Raw genomic sequence first — 19,426 nt, forward strand, 5'->3', positions numbered from 1 at the left:
ATGAAAATTGCAAGAAATATATTTATACTAATTTTTTTGACCATTTATTGTGTCAGCTGTATTAAGGAGGACAATACAGGTCTTTTAGGGAATGAAGAAAGGTATCACCCAATTGGAATTAAATTTGTTTATGAAGATGGAACTGAAGTGCTAGATTCAGATTGTATTTCTCCCGATATTAAATACGCCGTTCAGATCGAAGTTACAACAAACAATAACCGCAATACAAACGCTTCAAAAATCGAATATACCATAAATGGGTCACCTTACAGTATGTCGTTTATAGAGGAAGGGGTAAAAAGTAATCCGGTGACACTGGTAAATGGCAAAAATATTGCAGAATTAGTGAAAACAGCCGTATCAACAGAATTGACTTACGTTGAACAAGGTGATTTTCAATTGATAGAATGAGAAGGAAGAAGGCATTTTTTCTAAGTTTCTTAGATTAATTAAAGACTTTTAAAAATGTAAACCAGTATATTGAATCTGGGTAATGATTTAGAGGAATTCCTTACTATTGGTTGCCCAAATGGATTTAGTTTTAAATTTAACCCGAAATATCAATGTCGTTTAGTTAAGAAATTTTTATTATTTTTAGGAAAGAAAAGGGAGCGTAGTTTTTTTGAAAATAATCTAACAACAATCAAGTCCTTTTCCTTTTCGAAGGACTTTTTAAAACTATTAAAAAACAATATAGAAAATGGATTAACACGCGATAGGTTCCGTACGACTGACACAGCGTTTGTTCGTCAGCGGTGTTTGGGTTTTACAGATCTTATCTACTTCATGTTGGGCCTGGGTAAATCGAGTGTTCAGCAAGAACTTGATAATTTTTTTTCCGACAAATCGGTCAGCTATTCCAAAGGAGCATTCAGTCAGCAACGATCCAAACTAAACCCGAAGGTGTTTACATGGCTCAATGAACAACAATGTTCTTTTTATTATAATAAAGCTAGCCATATCCGTAAATGGAAAGGTTTTCGGCTTATAGGTATCGACGGCAGTACTTTGCAGCTTCCTTACAGCAAAGAGTTGGCAAAAGGTTTTGGCCATTTCGAAACCCGGACTGAAAACGGGAGAAAAGTAGTGTTGGCCCGTGTTTCCCAAGCCTACGATGTACTCAACCAAATCAGATGCCAAGATCAAACATTACAGGACAAGTGAACTTGCTCTGTGTGAAAGTCATCTTCCCTGTCTAGGGCAGGGCGACCTGCTTATAATGGATAGGGCTTATGCGGCCTTTTGGCTCATGTCCTCATTGGTTCAGCAACAGAAATCCTTTGTCATCAGGGTAAAGGCAAACAGATGGAAACATGCAAAGGCATTTTTAGCATCTACCCAAAAACAGTAGATCATAGAGGTGTCCCCTTCCAAAGAGGCCTTAAACAGGTGTAGGGAAAGGAATATTCCTACTGAGGCACTCAAGTTAAGGCTGGTACGGGTACCGATTGCATCAGGAGAAGACCATATATTGATAACCAACCTAGTTGACCATAAGAAGTACCCTGTCAAGGAAATACGTGAGCTTTACAGGAAAAGATGGCCTGTTGAAGAGTCTTTCAAGCTACTCAAAACTAGGGCGGAACTTGAAAACCTGAGCGGAAAGACGGCCAGGGCCGTTCTCCAGGATTTTAATAGAATCATTCTCAGGGCCAACTTGAGCAACATCCTCAGTAAAACACTTACCAAAAAAGGGATTGACTACTGTAATAAAAAACGGAAAAAACACTTATCAGATCAACAGAACCCAGGCGTATCGTAAAACCAAATCTATAATTGATCAACTCAAACAAGGAATGGACAAAATCATTGGAAAAATATCTGATTATGCTTTCAAACTGTTGCTTCAACTTGAAATAGTACGGCCCAACAGGTCAGTTCCTAGAATAAAAAGGTATAGTGCCAGACCCAGTAATTTTATAACTTATAAACCTTAACTAAACGACATTGCCCGAAATATGCAATAGACAATCTATTAGGTGCTGAAATCGCTTCAAAATACCCAATCGTTGCTGTTTTCAATTTCACCATAGCGGTGCTATGCTAAAATCTACAAACAGCCTGATTTTCTTGCGATTGCAACACTTCCCGTAAACACGGGACAGGCTTCACCCCTATCCATTGTCAGGGCGGAGAAATCCTATTACATAATCCGAGTTTAAAATGGTTATAATATTGAATTTACTTACAATTATTCGATAAATTCATGTTTTAGTTATTTTCTCAATTGCCTAAATAAACAGTTGTGAAGATTAATCCATATAGATTTGAACTCCTTATGCCCAAGTATTTAATTGCGTTTGTAATAAGTGTCTTTTTCGTAAACTTTATATTAATAAAACCTGCTAATGTCTTTGCAATGACTGGGCAGGCATCAGTCAGCCCCAATGACTTTGATGGTACAGATACAGAGCGAATTTCACAAGCCATTCAAAAAGCCAAAAACACTTCGAATTTGGTACGTATACCAAGGGTTAATGCCAACGGTACCAACATTTGGATGATCGATAGTGCCATTTTATTGCCAAGCAATCTCACTTTGGTTTTGGACAATTGTACCCTTCAACTTTCTGATACCAGCAGGGACAATATGTTTAGATCTGATAATGTAGGATTAGGCATAACTGATCCTGGCTGGAATGAAAATATAAGCATTTATGGGGTTGGGAAAGCAATTCTGAAAGGAGCTAATAATCCACGGGCAACAGGGGATGGAGCGAGAATGCTTACTTTGAACCCAAAGCTTGAACAAGAAAAAGGAAATTGGAGAGTAAGTTACGGAACTGATGCCGGAAAACCGAACCGAAAGCAAAAAGGCGACTGGCGAAACATTATGATGCTAATTGGCTATGTAAAGCACTTTACTATTAAAAATGTAAGGTTTGAAAACACCCATGGCTGGACCATAAGTTTTGAACGCACTATAGGTGCCGAACTATCTGACCTAACCATTTTCAATGAGGAATTTGTAAGGGTCAATGGAGAACAGCATATGGTCTCTAACAAAGATGGGATCAATTTAAGGCAAGGCTGTAAGAATTTTAGAATTGACAATATTTCCGGAATTACCGGAGATGATTTTATAGCACTATCCAATCTCGATACAGCCCCTGAGCTTATTAAAAAAAGTGGCGACATTACCGATAGTATGGTTACTGCCAGTAGGTGGTATGGACCAGAAGATGATATAGAACAGGTAGTGATAACCAATATTTCCTGTGAAAACAGGTATCGGGCCATTGCAATCAGGGCCAGTGATCAGGCCGGAATTCACCATGTTTATATCAATGGAGTGATTTTTAAAGCCAACGAGGGTCGACATGACGCCATCCTTATTGGAGGCAAGGGATATGGTGAAGAATCCTTACCGGGTAAAATCAATAATATACATGCCATGAATATTATAGGGAATGGTCAATCTTTAGTAAGGATTCAGGCACAAGTAGCAGATTGTCATTTTATGAATGGAATGTACTCAGGGGAAAATACTTCTGCTACGCTGTATGAAATCGACTCTTTATCTACCTCCAATGTCACACAAAATACTTGGATCAAAGTGAAATAAGGAGTTTTATCCCTTTAATTCTTAAACTTTAATTTCTATAATTAGAAATAACATCTTAGCTTTAGAATAAAATGGTGGAAAAAGAAGGATTTTGTTTTAACAGATAAGGATAATTCTTTATTCTTAATAGGTTATGGTAACGTAAACTCTTCGGGTTTTTACCATTTCTTTTTCAATAAAAAGATTTCTATCACAAAAAATATAAAAAATGACCGGAGTTAAAAGTTCTAGACCCTTTATAGTATTATTGTGCTTTGCCTTGCTTTTTACCGGTAAGGTATTTTCCCAGAATGGAGCCAATCCTTCATTATTGGAGATAAACCCTCCAAATGGGCCAACGGATGATATGGTAAAAGCCATTGTAGGTGTTCGTCTCATCGATGGTTTGGGTGGTCCTGCCACTGAAAATGTGACGGTTTTGGTCAAAGGAAACAGAATTGTTGAAATCGGATCAAAAAATCGGGTGAGCATTCCTGAAGGTGCAGAAGTTACAGAAGGAAAAGGGATGAGCCTATTGCCGGGGTTAATTGACGCTCACTTCCACAGTGCCAATAATAATAAATCCCTAAGCAGGCTTTTAAAATATGGAGTCACCACCATGAGAGATCCGGGGCATCCCATCAGGTTTTATCAGGCGCAGCATTTTGCTACCGGCGAAATGCCTAGGGTTTATGTGACCGGTGCACACCTCGATGGCTACCCTGGGGTATATGTTCAACAAGCCACTCTGGTAAAAGATGCAGATCATATCCGATCACAAATTGGGGAGTATGTAGAAAATGGAGCTTCGGGAATCAAAATTTATTTTAGACTTCCATTGAAGTATATTGGAACAGTGATTAAAACAGCAGACTTTCACAAGATACCTGTTGTGGCACACCTGGAATTGGTTGATGCCGATGATGCAATTAGGGCCGGTTTAAAAGGAATTGAACATGTTACCTCTTTTGGTACTTCTATTGCTGATCCTAAAGATGCAGAAGAATTCAGGAAATCTGTTCAGGAGGACAGTAATAATAGAAGAGCAGGTAGGTATCAGTTGTGGTCAAAAATAGATTTGTCTTCAGACAGGGTGAAGGAAGTCCTTGCTTTGGCTGCCAAAAATAATGTTGTTTTGTCCCCTACCATTGCCACATTTGAAAAGCAATTTGGAGATGATGGCGTGAAAGAATATGAGGCGAAAGGGTTTAAAAACATGCTTGATTTTGTTGGCATGGCGCATAAGGCAGGGGTAAAAATTGTTACAGGTTCTCACAATACCGGAAGATACGTAAAACCGGGGCTTGCTTATCAAAGAGAAATGGAATTGCTTGTGCAAGCAGGAATGAGTCCCATGGAAGTGATCTCTGGCAGTACGATTATCAATGCAGAATATTTCCGTACGCAAGAAAGATTGGGAAGCATTGAGAAAGGGAAGTTGGCCGATTTAATTCTGGTGGAGGGGGATCCTTCTGAGGATATTAAGTCCATGTATGCTATCAATAGGGTGATGCTAAATGGCGCATGGGTAAAAAACAGTGGGACGATTGACTAATCGCTAGAAAATCAATTGAATTTCTCTTTATTGCTAAGTCCTCCACTTTATTGTTTTTAAGTGGGGGACTTAATTTTTATTTCTTCTTCTTTTATCCCACCAAACATAAAGTATAAAACTTACCAAACTCACAGCCCCTAACCAAATTAATCCGGTTTTCATATCCTCTCTGTTTTCTCCCAAGATAGCGATAGCTGCTGTTAAGGGCAATATGCCTAACATGGTGGAGCCGATAAATCTCCAATAACCCATGCGTAGCATACCGGCTATTATACTGATGGCATCATTGGAGAGGAAAGGGGATAACCTGGTAACAATAACAGCCCAAAATCCATAATCCTCCAAAAAGCCGGTAATTTTCTTATCGGTTTTTTCTCCGAGCAAACGGTCAATAACCGGTGTACCGAAATTCACACCAACACCATAGCCTATGGTTGAGGCTGTGAAGATAGCAATAAAAATAATTCCTGATCCTAGCCATGGCCCGTAGGCCAAAATGGTGACCACCATCAATAAGAAAGAAGGAATGATAAACATAAACATTTGGACCACCATTGCCGCAACAATTATTAATGGACCCCAAAACTCAAACTGGTTTACCCAATTTGATATTCTTTGTTCATCATTGCTTCCCAAAACCTCCCACGCTTCGTTGAAAAATTGATGGACGGATGAATTGAAGAAATACAAGCTGATCAAGCTTCCTAAAAATAAAATTGAAAAGATATAAGGCCATTTAGATGTTTTTCTTTTTGACATTTGCAAATTATTTGAATCAACCATTGAAAAATTTAATAGGTTGTTCACTAAAATAATGCCGAACTGAAACAGTTAGCATTAAAATTTCAAAACAGGGAATATTTATCACTAGGACCGATAAAAAGGTCAATAATCCACCTCTATATTGAATTTTGATAACAAACCGGGCAATCCGGAAAGGGAGAATTTCGCTTTTTTGATCTTGTTGTTTGCCGGATCAAGGTTGTAGTTAATAGCTGTTCTAAAATCAGCTTTTTCTAAAATGCTGTTATAAAAGGTGGCATGTAATAGGTCACAGCTATCAAAAATAGCAAAAGTAAGGTCGGCATTAGAAAAGTCAACATCCTTCAATGAGCAGTGGTCAAACTTTGTTTTCTTTAAGTTTTTGGCTTGAAAAATGGAGTAATCGAGAGTGCAACCGGTGAAAGAGGCAGCAAACAAAAAGTCATCACATTTGCTGAAATCTATTCCCATTATTTTACAATGTTGAAATGTCACGCTTTTAAAAGCAGCATCTACAATATTGGTCATGGAAAAGTTACAATTGGTAAATTGGCAATCCATAAACTCTATTCTATACAGGTCACTATTAGAGAAATTACAATTGGAGAAGTGACATTTTTCGTAGGCTTCACCGGCCATTCGGTTTTCTGAATAATCGATTTGATCAAAGGTAGTTTTGTGAAATGATTCACTTGCCATAGCTTATAAGAGTTGATGAAGGTTAAGGGGAAGTCTGACTTACTTTGGCGAATTTAAGTCAATGTGGGCATTAAAAAAATATCATTGCTTTTAATCGTGCATATTTTCACCTGTTCCATAGAAAGAAATACCCAGATTAGATTAGGGGCAGCAGTCTCACCTTGAGGGTGATTCTCATGGCTTTCAAATTCCCCCCAAAGCCCTAAAAGGACGGTTTTTTCATAAGTTTAAGTAGCACTCAGGTTTTTACGTAGTATCACTTCAAAATCAGCCTCATCTTTGTTGTTTGAGATTTTCTTGCGATTGCAAAACTCCCTGAGAAGGCTCAGGAAATCCTATGATGTAATAGGAGCTACAATAGTAGTTAATAATTTTGTCTGACTTAGAGAAACAAAAAATCCCCAAGGAATAATTGTCTTGGGGATTTGATAAGCAATTCGCTCAGTTTTGGGTGGAGTTTTTTTACTCTTCCCAGCCCCCACCTAATGCTCGGTAAAGGCTCACAATACTTTGTAATTGTTGAACTTTTAATTCTATATAATCTAGTTCAGAGGCCAAAGAATTGGATTGACTATTGATTACATCTAAATAATCTGCATAACCAACTTTAAACATGGTACTGGCATTGTCCACAGATCTTCTCTGCACGAGTACCTCATCTGTTTTGAGGGTTAACTCTTCTTTTAAAGTTTGGTACTCATTGACCAGACCTAACACTTCCAAATAACCACCCAAAACTGTTTGTTCATAATCATACAAGGCTACCTTTTGTTTGGCTTTGGCTGTTTCGTAAGCTGCCTTGATCCTGCTTCTGTTAAATACAGGAGCAACCAAGCCACCCCCTATTTGGTAGATTGTTGAAGCAGGGTTTAGAAATAGTTTGCTAAAATCAAAGGCATTGAATCCTGCCATCCCATAAAGGTTGAATGTTGGAAAAAAGGCAGTACGCGCGATACCCACTTCCAGGTTATTGGCCTGCAAGGTTTGTTCTGCAGCTCTAACATCAGGTCGTTTGGTTAATAGGGTAGAAGGTAGGCCTATTTCCAACACCGGAGGTAAAACATTGACTTCAGACAGTGATTCTCTTTGAATATTCGCAGGATAAGTTCCTATAAGGTAGGAAAGGTTTAACTCTGCTTGCTTCAATTCTCTACGTTTTCTTACAAGGATGCCTTTAGAATTCAACATCAATGCTTCAAACTGATCTATAGACAATTGACTTTCTTTACCGGCATTTTTTAAACTTTTTCCAAGTTCAAAAGCTTGTTCTTGAAAGGAAATATTGGACAATAAGGTTTCGATTTCTTCATCCAAGCCGATAATATTGTAATAGTTTTTAGCTATTTCTGCAATCAACCAGGTACGAGCAAGGTTACCCATTTCTACGGAGGACATGTATTCAGATAATGCCTGTTTTTTCCGCATATTTAGTTTACCCCAAATGTCCAACTCCCAATTGAACTCAGCACCAACCATAAAGTCGGTATATGGCTTGGGAATTCTTTTATCTTCGGGGACGGTAGAGGAAAGGTTGGTATCATCATTTCCTACACCATCCATGGTATAATCACCGAACTTTCTGACACTGCTTCCGGCGGTTAGATTGAGTTCTGGCAATTGCCCCATTTTGGCTCGGGTCATTGCTGCGCGCGCAATCCTTATATTCGCCAGGGTTTTTGCAACTTCCTGATTGTTTTCAAGTCCTTTTTCAATCAAACGATTTAGATGCTCATCAGCAAAAAAGGATCGCCATTGCACCATGGCTAAATTGGTACTGTCCCCTACAAGTTGGGTGCCCTGATAACTTGATGGTGGCACCTTGATATTCTCCAAAGAGGCTTTTTCTACCTTGCAAGAAGATAAGCTACTTAGTACCAAGAGGATTAATACGATATATTGGTATGAATTTCTGTTCATGATTTTGTTCAGTTTTAGAAACGATGGCAGGAATTAATCCGGCCATCGTCCCTTCCTTAGGATGTCTTAAGATCAGTAGAGTTGATCACCTTTTCGGCAACAGGGGCTTTATCCGGCTTATTATTTAGATATGCCGAAAGGGATTCAAAAGCCACATACAAACCAGGAATTAAAATAATCCCTACAAAAGTACCAATGAACATACCACCTGCAGCTGCTGTACCAATGGTTCGGTTACCAATTGCTCCGGCTCCACTGGCCAAAGCCAGAGGAATTAGACCACTAATAAAGGCAAAAGAAGTCATTAAAATAGGGCGTAACCTCTCTACTGCGGCATGTACTCCGGATTCCAGAATACCCATTCCTTTTTCTCTTGATTGTACCGCAATCTCAATGATTAGAATGGCATTTTTACCCAACAACCCTATCAACATGACCAAGGATACCTGTGCATAGATATTGTTTTCCAATCCGGTAATTTGTAACAATAAGAAGGAACCGAATATACCTGCCGGTAGGGATAAAATTACCGGAAGCGGAAGTAAATAGCTCTCATACTGGGCTGAAAGTAATAGGTAAACAAAAACCAAACAGATAAGAAAGATATACACCGCCTGATTACCTGAGGCGATTTGTTCTCTGGTAATACCTGACCAATCTATATTGAAGCCCCTAGGTAGGGTTGCTACAGCAGTTTCTTCGACCGCTCTGATGGCGTCACCACTTGAATAGCCAGGGGCGGCATCTCCATTAATCATGGCTGAGATAAACATATTGTACCTTGTCAATTGTTCCGGTCCATATATTCTTTCCAAATTGACAAAATTGGAATAAGGAACCATCTCCCCTTGATTGTTCTTGGTGTACATTTTCAAGAGTGACTCAGGGTTTGTTCTGAACTCAGGAGAGGCCTGAAGCATCACCTTATACATTTGTCCAAATTGGATGAAATTGGAACTGTAATAACTACCAATAAAGCTCTGTAGGGTAGCCATGGATTCTCTAATGTCTACACCAAGTTTGGCAGCCTTATCATGATCTACCCTTAAAATATACTGAGGGAAAGAAGGGTCAAAGTTGGTAAATACCTCTTGAATCTCAGGCCTGGCCCTCACTTCGTTTAGAAAATCCTCAACTGTGGAAGCAGTAAATGCTAAATCTCCACCGGTTCTGTCTTGCATTTGTAATTCAAACCCTGAAGCATTACCAAAACCCGGAACAGGAGGCGGAGCAAAAAACTGTATAGCTGCCCCTGTAATGTGAGCGGTTCTTTCTTGGTATTTTTCAATTAGCTGATTGACATCTTCCTCCCGGTTTTCCCAAGCCACAAGGTTAATCATCCCCATACCGTAAGAAGCACCTGCCGTTTCTGTTAATAAGCTATATCCTGCAAGGGTTGAAATAGTCTCTACTTCATCAAACGGTAAAATAGAAGCTTGCACATCATCCATTATTTGCTGTGTCCTATCCATGGTGGAACCCGGAGGAGTGGTCACATTGACATAGATCATCCCCTGATCTTCATTTGGGATAAAGCCTGATGGTAAGATTTGTGTCATTCCATAGGTCAGGAAGAAGAACAAAAGTAAAAGCCCAAAAGTAATGGTTTTTCTTCCTGCAGTTTTACCAATTAGACCGGCATATTTACCAGAGAATGCATCGTATTTTTCATTGAATTTTACAAAGAACCTGCTAATGAGGTTTTTCTTGCCTTCATGATGAACAGGCTTAAGTAAAATACTACACAAGGCCGGGGATAAGGTAAGTGCATTGATACCTGAGATTACGATGGCGATGGCCAGGGTTAAGGAAAATTGTCTATAGAAAATACCTACCGGACCGGAAAGGAAACTTACCGGGACAAACACTGCGGACATTACCAGTGTAATGGCAATAATAGCCCCACCAATTTCCTTCATTGCGGCAAATGTGGCATCTTGGGCATTCATTCCATCCTGATGCATTTTAACGTGCACCGCTTCCACCACCACAATGGCATTATCCACCACTATACCAATTGCCAATACCATTGCGAATAGGGTAAGCATGTTGATGGAAAAGCCAAATAGACTCATGAAAAAGAAGGTACCGACAAGAGATACAGGTACCGCAATGGCGGGTATAAGTGTAGATCTCCAATCTTGTAAGAAGATAAAAACCACAAAAGATACCAGCAAGAAGGCTTCAATTAATGTTTTAACCACTTCAGATATGGAAGCATCCAAGAATCGAGATACATCATAGGAAATATTATAAGACATGCCCGGAGGAAAAGAAGATTCCTCAAGTTCTGCCATTTTATCTTTGATGTTTTGAATTACCTCTCTGGCATTGGAACCCGGTCTTTGCTTGATCATAATGGATGCAGAAGGTTGTCCATCTGTCATGGATACCATATTGTAATCTTCAGAATCAAACTCCACTTCAGCAACATCTCGAATTTTTAACAAAGATCCATCAGGAAGTGCTTTTAGTGTTATATTTTCGTAATCCTCTTGACGATTAAATTTACCGGTATATTTCAATACATACTGTAAAGCCTGGGGATCCCTATCAGAGCTAATCCCTGATTTTCCCGGTGCTGCTTCTACGTTTTGACTTTGTATGGCGTCGCTGATATCCTGTGGGGTTAAGTTGTAAGCAACCATTCTATCCGGGTTTAGCCAAATTCTCATGGCATAATCCCTGTTACCCATAATTTCAGCCCTACCTACACCATCAATCCGCTTTAATTCTGAAAGGATATTAATGTCTGCAAAATTATAAACAAACTTTTCATCCTGAGTGGTGTCTGAGGTAATAAGGTTGAGGTAAAGCAACATAGAGTTTACTTCTTTCTCGGTCATTACACCTGCACGAATAACTTCTTCAGGAAGTTCATCTACCACTGTGGCCACTCTGTTTTGAACGTTTACAGCTGCCTGGTCAGGATCTGTACCTACATTAAAAAACACAGTGATGACAGAAACACCATCATTGGTGTTTACTGAAGACATATACGTCATTCCCGGCACCCCATTAATGGCTCTTTCGAGTGGGGTGGTAACAGCTTTGGTAACCACTTCCGCATTTGCACCTCGATATTGTGAGGTTACAGTAACGGAGGGAGGAACAATTTCCGGGAATTGTGTAACTGGTAATCCCAGCAGGGCTAATAATCCTAGCAAAGTGATCAAAATTGAGATCACCGTAGAAAGGATAGGCCTTTTTATAAATAAATCAAACATGTGAAAATATTTTTAACCTTTACAGGTTGATGTCCAAGGATTTGTAAATTTCTTCTTCTCCAACAGGATTTGTTTTGACGGTTGCATCATCTTTCAATAACTGTATACCTTCTAGAACAACTTTGTCATTGGGGCTGAAGTCTTGAGCGATATAAAATAACCCATGCCTTCCCAGGGGACGGAAACTACGGACATTGACTTTATTTTCACTGTCTACCAAATATACATAGTTGTATTCTTGAATCTCAAAAGTAGATTTTTGGGGTATAAGGTAAACATCATTAAGCATACTTTTCATTTGTACTTTACCACTAGCACCATGCTTGATCAGTTGATCAGGGTTTGGAAATCTTACCCTTAAGGCAATGGAACCTGTACCTTGTTCAAAATCTGCTTCCATGGTTTCTAGTTTTCCTTTATAAGGATAAACCACACCATCAGACATAATCAAAGAAATTTCTTCCTGTTCTTTTTGCAAGGTTTCTGTAACCTGCTGATTCATTTCCTCATCATCTGACTCCTTGTCTAATTCACCTCTCATGAACTCAAGGTATTCATTCTCTGTGATTCTGTAATAAGCGAAAATTTCACTAATATCTGTGATGTTGGTCAATAAGTCACCACTTTTTACAAGGCTACCGGTCTTATAGGGGATTCTATCAACAATCCCGTCAAACGGAGCCTTAACAGTAGTATAAGACAAGCCAACTTGAGCATTTTTTAGCATAGATTGTGCTTCCAAAATCGCTGATTGAGCCATCTCTTTTTTGGACTGGGCCAACTCTAACTCAGATTGGGAATAGATTTTTTTGTCTACAAGCACTTTAAGCCTTTCCACTTCCAGGCTGGCAGATTTTTCTTCTGCTTTGGCTTGCATCAATTTGGCTTGAGCGGAATTTACCAATTCATTGTATTCTGCTGAGGACAACTGAAACAATGGTTGGCCCTTTTTTACGCTTTGCCCTTCATCTACATAAATGTTTTCAACAAATCCTTCCACCTTAGATCTAACTTCAACAAACTGGATGGCCTGAAGGTCGCAAACATAGGTTTGGGGCACTTCGATGCTTTTGGGAGACAAAGTAAAGACCGGAACTTCCAATACTTCAGCATTCTTTTTGCCTTTTCCGTTTCCCTCACTACATGACACGGATGTGAAAGCAATCCCTGCCAAATAAAGCAATGTGATGATTGTTCGGTATTCCAAAAAGGAAGACCTGAACCATTGGTTTGTGTTTAACATTTCTTTTAAATAAAGTTAAAATTACAATAAATTGATACTAAGATTTTATGGTAAGACAGCCTTAGCAATGCTTATAAGACCTATTTACCGGATTATTAAGGGGTGTATGCTGACAATTACCCATACATTTTTGCTTTTAAAACTAAAATATACAGTTTGAACTTAACTCAAGGTGCATTTTTACAAATCACCAAAGAGATGATTCGTTTCAGTTGCCTGAGTGAAGTCGATGTACAGATTTTTTTGGGAATATTTAATGAAGTTATTATCAGGCTTTTGAAATCATTTGCCTTCAAATAAAAAGTGGGTAATAAAGCGTTTTTTTGGGGAGAGTAATTGGTGAATGCTCTGGTCAAAGAGGTTGGGAAATCCAAATAATCATAATCCAACATTCCAATTTCAAAGTCTGGCGAGGGGAAATTGTACATGGCCTTTTCTCCTTCTGCAACAGAAAGACTAATTAAAAAGATAGCCAATAAATTGGTCAATACCACTCTAGTCAAAAATGCCCCTATTTTATATTTGCCAAAATTCACAGCACAAAAATAGAAAAAAAATATTGAATAGACTGACCGCTTACAAAAGCAAACTAGGCCTTAATACAATTAAAACCCATGTTTTAAGATTTATTAAACAATAATTTTAAATTTTCTAATGCCCAATAAATTCAGAATTAGTTTAGAAAAAACGTACATTCTGAGCACTGTCAATTCGTAAGACTTTTCGAGAAAAACAAACTTTTCCCACGCTTACTATTCCTAGCCAAGCCTACTAAAATACCCTAAATTTTCAGCTACCTAACCAGATGTAAATTAAGATAGTAATGACACATAGGCCCAAGGACACTGGCTTGGCATATTTCCAAGGCTTCATTTCTAATACCGGAGTTTTTTTGACAAAAGTGTTGGGCTTTCCGGGAAAGTAATGGCTGACAGCATACATGACCAAAAGATTAATGATAAATTCTATGGCCCAAATATGAATAAAATGAATCCCTGAATCAAATATAAAAGTGGTCAACAAATAAAAAGACAAACCTGTGAATAAGCCAACCTTGGCGCCATTAGCAGTGATTTTTGGTATAAAAAAACCGGCAATTAAAATGGAGGCAATAGGAATAAAAAAGATGCCATTCAATTGTTGCATCAGTTGATAAAGCCCTTCAGGAGCATTCCCCACAAGTGGGGCAATTAAGATGGCAAATACCGCCAAGGTAAGGGAGCTTAAACGACCTACATAGACTAATTTTTTGTCACTAGATTTTTTGTCTATAATCTTTTTGTAAATGTCAAGGCTAAATATAGTCGCAGCAGAATTTAAAACACTATTAAAGGTACTTAATATTGCTCCCAGCACTACCGCAGCGAAAAACCCTAGCAAACCAAGCGGCATCACACGTGTTAATAAAACAGGATAGATAAAGTCCTGATTGTCATAATATTGGTCACTATAATAATAGTAGGCGATTATTCCCGGGATTACAATAATCAATGGAATGAAAATTTTCATCATTCCGGTAAACAATAAGCCTTTTTGGGCTTCTGCCATGTTTTTAGCACCAAAGGCACGCTGAATAATGGTTTGATTCATCCCCCAGAAATACAATTGGTTGATCATAAGTCCTGTGAAAATGGTGCTGAATGGAAGGACTGAATCTTCTTTTCCGATGACATTAAATTTCTCAGGAGCGTACGCATATACTTTGGACATACCTGTGATAATATTGCCATCCCCTATATCCCAGAGTGCAAAGATTGGAACCAACAGTCCACCAATCAATAGGCCAATGGCATTGATGGAATCTGATAAAGCCACAGCTTTTAGGCCCCCAAAAATGGCATATATGGAACCAATGACCCCAATGGTTACGACAGTAATCCAAATCCCTTCAGATTGACTTACATTAAACACCTCAGAAACATTAAATATGCTCTCCAAATTAATGGCTCCTGTATACAATACTATGGGGAGCAAGGTGACGACAAAGGACACCATCAATAAAAAAGCGACAATGGTTTTTGTGGTTCCGTCATACCTTTGTTCAAGGTATTGAGGGATGGTGGTCAAGCCCATTTTCAGGTAAATGGGTAAAAAGTACAAGGCTGCAATAACCAATGCTATGGCACTGGTAACTTCCCAGGCGATGATAATCATCCCATTTTTATAGGCAGATCCATTAAGTCCGATCAGGTGCTCCGTAGAGATATTGGTCAATATCATGGAGCCTGCAATTACTCCTCCCGTTAGGGATCTACCTCCTAGGAAATAGCCATCTCTTGAGCTGATGTCATCTTTCCTTAATTTGTACCATGAAAAAATTGCAACAAATAATGTAAATCCTAAAAAGGTTAAAGCAGTGAGCATAGTATAAAGTTAAATTGCTGCCCGGTTTTTTACGGACAGCAATCAAGGTTGGGTTTATTAGCTAGTAGTGTTTAAAACTTTAAGGTCGCAGGAAGATACTTTGCTACCAAATCTTCATAATAGGGCCGCAAAGCTTTTGCATCCGGTGGTACAGGGACTTTAGAATACAAGTCATAGGGATTGAATTTATCCACCCACTTAAACATTTCCCTGTCATGATCATTCATCAAATGATCATACGCATTCTCCCTGTGTTGGGCATAAAAAGAATGGTACCTAATCATGTATAAGGCCGGTTCCGGAAGGTGATCTTTCATCATTTGGTATAAATACTCATCGTGACCCCAAGACATATTGACATTGTCTAGCCCGGTGTTTTTTTCGTAAATACCATATTTGGTATTGTACCTTCCGTCATTGCTGTCTGGGTTTGCTTCGAAAAATTCAGGGTAAACAATTTTGTCTGAATGTTGACAACCTACTGGGAATGTATCTCCTACAACTGCCCACTGTGGTTCTCCAAACAAGCAGAGTATTTTTCCAAAATCATGAATAAATCCGGTTAGCACAAACCAATCAGGATGTCCATCTGCTCGTATGGCTTCCGATGTTTGGAGCAAGTGTTGCAGTTGATCCAAACTTGTGTCCGGATCAGAATCATCCACCAAGGTGTTGAGGTAATCAATGGCCTCCCAAAATGGCATTTCTTTTTTATCGAAATTGAGAAATTCCGCCTGTTTTTCCTTTACAAAATCGACTGTTTGGTATAGGTGATTGAGGCGATAAAATTCCTTGACCGTATCTACCCTTTCGGAGTCATGGTAATTGCGGTAATCAGATTTTTCCTTGGATTCTTCGGCTTTAGGCTTTGGATACCTTACTTTTAAATCAGCCTCCCAGTCTTCTATATTGTCAAGGGGATTATTTTCTTTACTTGTTAATTCCTGTCCCATGAATTAGAGGTTTATTATCAATGCGTTAAATTTATAAAAAACAAATGAATGTTTGTTCTAAAATCAAATTTTCAAGCTAAAAATTATTAAAATTTAGCAAGTATATAGGTTCATTCGTAAAGTAAGCGCTTAGTTCCGCTTTACTTTATTAAAATAAACATTTGAAAGCTCAGGTCAACAGGCATAATAGCCCTCTCAATCAGTGCAGACCATGATTGCACTGGGCGTTAAAAGAAATAATCTCCATTTACAATGCTGAGCTGTTGCTTATTTTAGCAGCAATGCTTCTTTTATCATTTTAAGGGTATTGGTATTGGTTTCACTGTCACACTTTATTTCCAGTAATTTGGGATTTAGGGATTTGTCAAAAAATGTTTGCAGTCCGGATTGAAGCCCATCCATACTTTTTACAAGCTGGTATTGGAAGTTAAATTCATCCGCCAAATTTTTACCATCCAGTTTTTGTTTGGTTTCAAAATATTCATCCAATTCGGGCAATTTAGAAGGTCCATCGATCATTCGGAAGATCCCACCTCCCTGGTTATTAAAAAGAATGACCCGTAGGTTAGGCAAATTGTATTGGTGCCAAAATGCATTTCTGTCATAAAAGAAAGCCATGTCTCCGGTAAGTAGCACCACCGGCTCTTTAGTAGTAAATGTGCATCCTACAGCCGTACTATTTGATCCATCAATTCCACTTGTCCCCCTATTGCAAATAATTTCAAGATCATCTCCACCTAGACCTAAAAAGTTTACATTTCTAATGGCCATGCTATTGGCGATATGTAGCTTTACATAAGCCGGTAGCGCTTTTAGTATTTTCTCTAATGCATTCAACTCCCCAAATGGGGCCCGGTCAAGTAAGGTCGGTAATTTTGTTTTGACAACTTCGTTTTTTTTCAGCCATTCATTTTCAAAAGAAGCCTCCAACTTGTTGGCTTCTTTTTGAAAGAATTCCAAAAATGTTTTCGGCTTTAGCCTAATGATTTGATTCAAATTTTGATAAGTATCAGGAACCTGATCATGTTGTTGAATGTGCCAGTGGGCAATTTTCTGTTTTCTTAAAAACAATTTTAAGGCCTTTGAAACAATGGATTTTCCAAAGCTTATAATGAGCTCCGGAACCATTTGTTCTGATTGATTGAGTAATAGTAAGTCATGGTGTTTGATTGTAGCCTCCTGAGCCATATTGCTGATGGCATCAGTAACTACCACAGCTTGGTGGTTCTCAGCAATAGACTTTAGTAAATTTTTAATCTCACAGTCAGGACGCTGTTGGCCCGGGATGATCAATACTTTTTGAATCTTTTTTAGTTCTGAGTTTAATTGAACTACACTTTCTTCTCTGAGTTGGGAGTTAGATAGGTGCAGATCTAAATCGACTTCAAGGTCGGTAAGCTCGAAAGGGTATGCTTCATTTGCTTGTGGATAAAAAGGCTCTCTTAAAGGAATATTGATATGAACCGGCCCCATAGGGAAATCCTCTGCTTGAATAAGGGCTTCTTTTACTATCCTTTTGGCATGCCATAATTTGTCCGGGTGAGATACTTCATCCGGGAAGGTATAGCTGTTTTTGATATGATGTCCATAGATGTTTTCCTGCCGAATGGTCTGCCCATCCCATTGTTCTATCCATTCCGCCGGTCTATCCGCAGTCAGCACCAATAGGGGGATTTGCTGGTAATAAGCCTCTGCAATGGCCGGTCCGTAATTCAATGCGGCTGAGCCACTGGTACAGATTAAGACTACGGGCTTGTTTCTCTGTTGGGCCATGCCCATCGCAATGAATGCGGCAGAACGTTCATCGGGAATAATTCTGCAATGGATATCTGGATGTCTAATAAAAGCCAAGGAAACTGGAGCACAGCGTGAACCCGGAGATAGGATCGCTTCAGTAACACCCTTATTGGCGCAGATAGAAGCTAGGTAGGTAAGGTGCGGAAGTATCAAAATTATTTTATGGTTTGTATAAACTGGCCTATTATATTACATTTCATTTCTGTCTCTTCCCATTCTTTTTCCGGTACTGAGTCTTCGGTTATTCCCGCTCCGGCATATAGCCATGTTTTTTTATTGGCCAATTTGGCGCATCTGAGATTGACATACAAAGTAGTTTCTTCATCCATATTTACAGGCCCGATAAATCCGGAGAAATAAGCACGATCAAATGATTCTTCCGATTCTAAAAACTCAAGTGCCTGGTTTTTAGGCATGCCGCAGATGGCTGAGGTTGGATGCAATAAGTCAAGCATCACACTTCCAAGTTGGGGAAAATTTGTCGCTTTCATGTCTACCAAAAATTCAGATTTGAGGTGCAGTAGCCCTCCCGCTACGGTGGTTTTCGGGCCAATTTCTTTGTATTCCCTTAATCGAATCTTTTTAAAGCAGTCTACAATGTACCGACTGACCAAAGCCTGTTCTTCTATCTCCTTTTGGGTCCAGGCTGCATTCTTTAACGGGTTTTCCCCTTTTGCTTTCTGCGTACCGGCCAAAGCCATAGTGAAGAATTCATCCCCCTTGGTTCTAATCAAAGTTTCAGGACTGGCACCGATATACAGCCCCGTTTTTTCACTATAAAAACAATTGATAAAGGCATTGGGATAAGCTTCGCAAAGGGAAAGAAAAACCGAAGCCAGGTCGAAATTGGCAGGCAGATCAATGCATTTGATCTTGGCCGGAACTACCTTATATAGATTCCCTGACTTAATGGCAGCAATTGCTTTTTCAACCGTACCTAAAAATGCCTTTTTGGAGGTGGAGGAGGTATTGGCCTTGCTTGGCGTATTGCTGATAAATTTTCTTATTTCAGAGGCGAGTATTCTAGTATCGGTATGTTCAAATTCTGAAATAATATTACGTTGTTCTTCATTTCGATTTTTACCATCCAGATGGATGGCATTATAACTTCCTGCCTTGATATAAATAGGTGCGTGAACCGCTGAGGTTTGGAAGGGATGAACCATAAAACCCGGAGGAAGATCATCCAAGTCTTTTAGGTTTTCTTCGACCCCTTTTTGGTCATCATCTATAATGATTTCAATTTTAGATGTAGTAGGTTTTCTCCAAACTGCTATGGCAGCATTTTTTCTTAAAGCATTAATAAAAAGGGAAGAAATAAGATGTTCCTTTGATGTGCTTATTTTAGTATTGGTGACTTCCATA

The 19,426-nt window shown here is 39.0% G+C and carries 15 protein-coding genes; 5 read left to right on the forward strand and 10 right to left on the reverse strand.

Annotated elements, in window-relative coordinates; translation table 11 throughout:
• The 5 genes from ACYVHJ_RS01420 to ACYVHJ_RS01440 all read left to right on the forward strand — a co-directional run bounded on the left by ACYVHJ_RS01420 (position 1) and on the right by ACYVHJ_RS01440 (position 5,099).
• Positions 1–411, forward strand: a complete 411-nt coding sequence (locus ACYVHJ_RS01420; RefSeq protein WP_014021175.1) for a hypothetical protein — start codon at positions 1–3, stop codon at positions 409–411.
• Between the two features lie 69 nt (positions 412–480).
• On the forward strand, positions 481–1,164 hold the full coding sequence (locus ACYVHJ_RS01425) for a transposase (RefSeq protein ID WP_460511891.1): 684 nt from the start codon (positions 481–483) through the stop codon (positions 1,162–1,164).
• A 196-nt stretch (positions 1,165–1,360) separates the two neighbouring features.
• Positions 1,361–1,762, forward strand: a complete 402-nt coding sequence (locus ACYVHJ_RS01430; protein ID WP_460511892.1) for a transposase — start codon at positions 1,361–1,363, stop codon at positions 1,760–1,762.
• A gap of 597 nt (positions 1,763–2,359) precedes the next feature.
• Positions 2,360–3,565 carry a glycoside hydrolase family protein gene (locus ACYVHJ_RS01435; protein ID WP_460511893.1) on the forward strand — a complete coding sequence of 402 codons (1,206 nt, stop codon included), beginning with the start codon at positions 2,360–2,362 and terminating at the stop codon, positions 3,563–3,565.
• Between the two features lie 208 nt (positions 3,566–3,773).
• Positions 3,774–5,099, forward strand: coding sequence for an amidohydrolase family protein (locus tag ACYVHJ_RS01440; protein WP_460511894.1), 1,326 nt, complete (start codon positions 3,774–3,776; stop codon positions 5,097–5,099).
• Between the two features lie 69 nt (positions 5,100–5,168).
• Here the strand turns inward: ACYVHJ_RS01440 and ACYVHJ_RS01445 are convergent, their stop codons facing one another.
• The 10 genes from ACYVHJ_RS01445 to ACYVHJ_RS01490 form a co-directional block, all read right to left on the reverse strand.
• Positions 5,169–5,858, reverse strand: coding sequence for a TVP38/TMEM64 family protein (locus ACYVHJ_RS01445; protein WP_460511896.1), 690 nt, complete (start codon positions 5,856–5,858; stop codon positions 5,169–5,171).
• Between the two features lie 126 nt (positions 5,859–5,984).
• Positions 5,985–6,560 carry a pentapeptide repeat-containing protein gene (locus ACYVHJ_RS01450; protein ID WP_460511898.1) on the reverse strand — a complete coding sequence of 192 codons (576 nt, stop codon included), beginning with the start codon at positions 6,558–6,560 and terminating at the stop codon, positions 5,985–5,987.
• A gap of 462 nt (positions 6,561–7,022) precedes the next feature.
• A complete protein-coding gene (locus ACYVHJ_RS01455) occupies positions 7,023–8,477 on the reverse strand; it encodes a TolC family protein (protein ID WP_339902123.1) in 1,455 nt (484 codons plus the stop codon).
• Between the two features lie 56 nt (positions 8,478–8,533).
• On the reverse strand, positions 8,534–11,704 hold the full coding sequence (locus ACYVHJ_RS01460) for an efflux RND transporter permease subunit (protein WP_460511901.1): 3,171 nt from the start codon (positions 11,702–11,704) through the stop codon (positions 8,534–8,536).
• A 19-nt stretch (positions 11,705–11,723) separates the two neighbouring features.
• Positions 11,724–12,947 carry an efflux RND transporter periplasmic adaptor subunit gene (locus ACYVHJ_RS01465; RefSeq protein WP_460511903.1) on the reverse strand — a complete coding sequence of 408 codons (1,224 nt, stop codon included), beginning with the start codon at positions 12,945–12,947 and terminating at the stop codon, positions 11,724–11,726.
• A 167-nt stretch (positions 12,948–13,114) separates the two neighbouring features.
• Positions 13,115–13,450: a hypothetical protein gene (locus ACYVHJ_RS01470; protein WP_460511905.1), complete on the reverse strand. Its 336-nt coding sequence runs from the start codon at positions 13,448–13,450 to the stop codon at positions 13,115–13,117.
• 286 nt (positions 13,451–13,736) lie between these two features.
• Entirely contained in the window at positions 13,737–15,311 is a 1,575-nt protein-coding gene (locus tag ACYVHJ_RS01475; protein WP_460511907.1) for an SLC5 family protein, read from the reverse strand.
• Between the two features lie 71 nt (positions 15,312–15,382).
• Positions 15,383–16,264 (reverse strand): inositol oxygenase family protein, encoded by an 882-nt coding sequence (locus ACYVHJ_RS01480; protein WP_460511909.1) that lies wholly within the window; start codon positions 16,262–16,264, stop codon positions 15,383–15,385.
• A gap of 267 nt (positions 16,265–16,531) precedes the next feature.
• Entirely contained in the window at positions 16,532–18,214 is a 1,683-nt protein-coding gene (menD, locus tag ACYVHJ_RS01485; protein WP_460511911.1) for a 2-succinyl-5-enolpyruvyl-6-hydroxy-3-cyclohexene-1-carboxylic-acid synthase, read from the reverse strand.
• A gap of 2 nt (positions 18,215–18,216) precedes the next feature.
• Positions 18,217–19,425 carry a chorismate-binding protein gene (locus tag ACYVHJ_RS01490; protein WP_460511913.1) on the reverse strand — a complete coding sequence of 403 codons (1,209 nt, stop codon included), beginning with the start codon at positions 19,423–19,425 and terminating at the stop codon, positions 18,217–18,219.
• Between the last annotated feature and the right edge of the window lies 1 nt (position 19,426).

This window comes from Cyclobacterium sediminis (assembly GCF_054781075.1).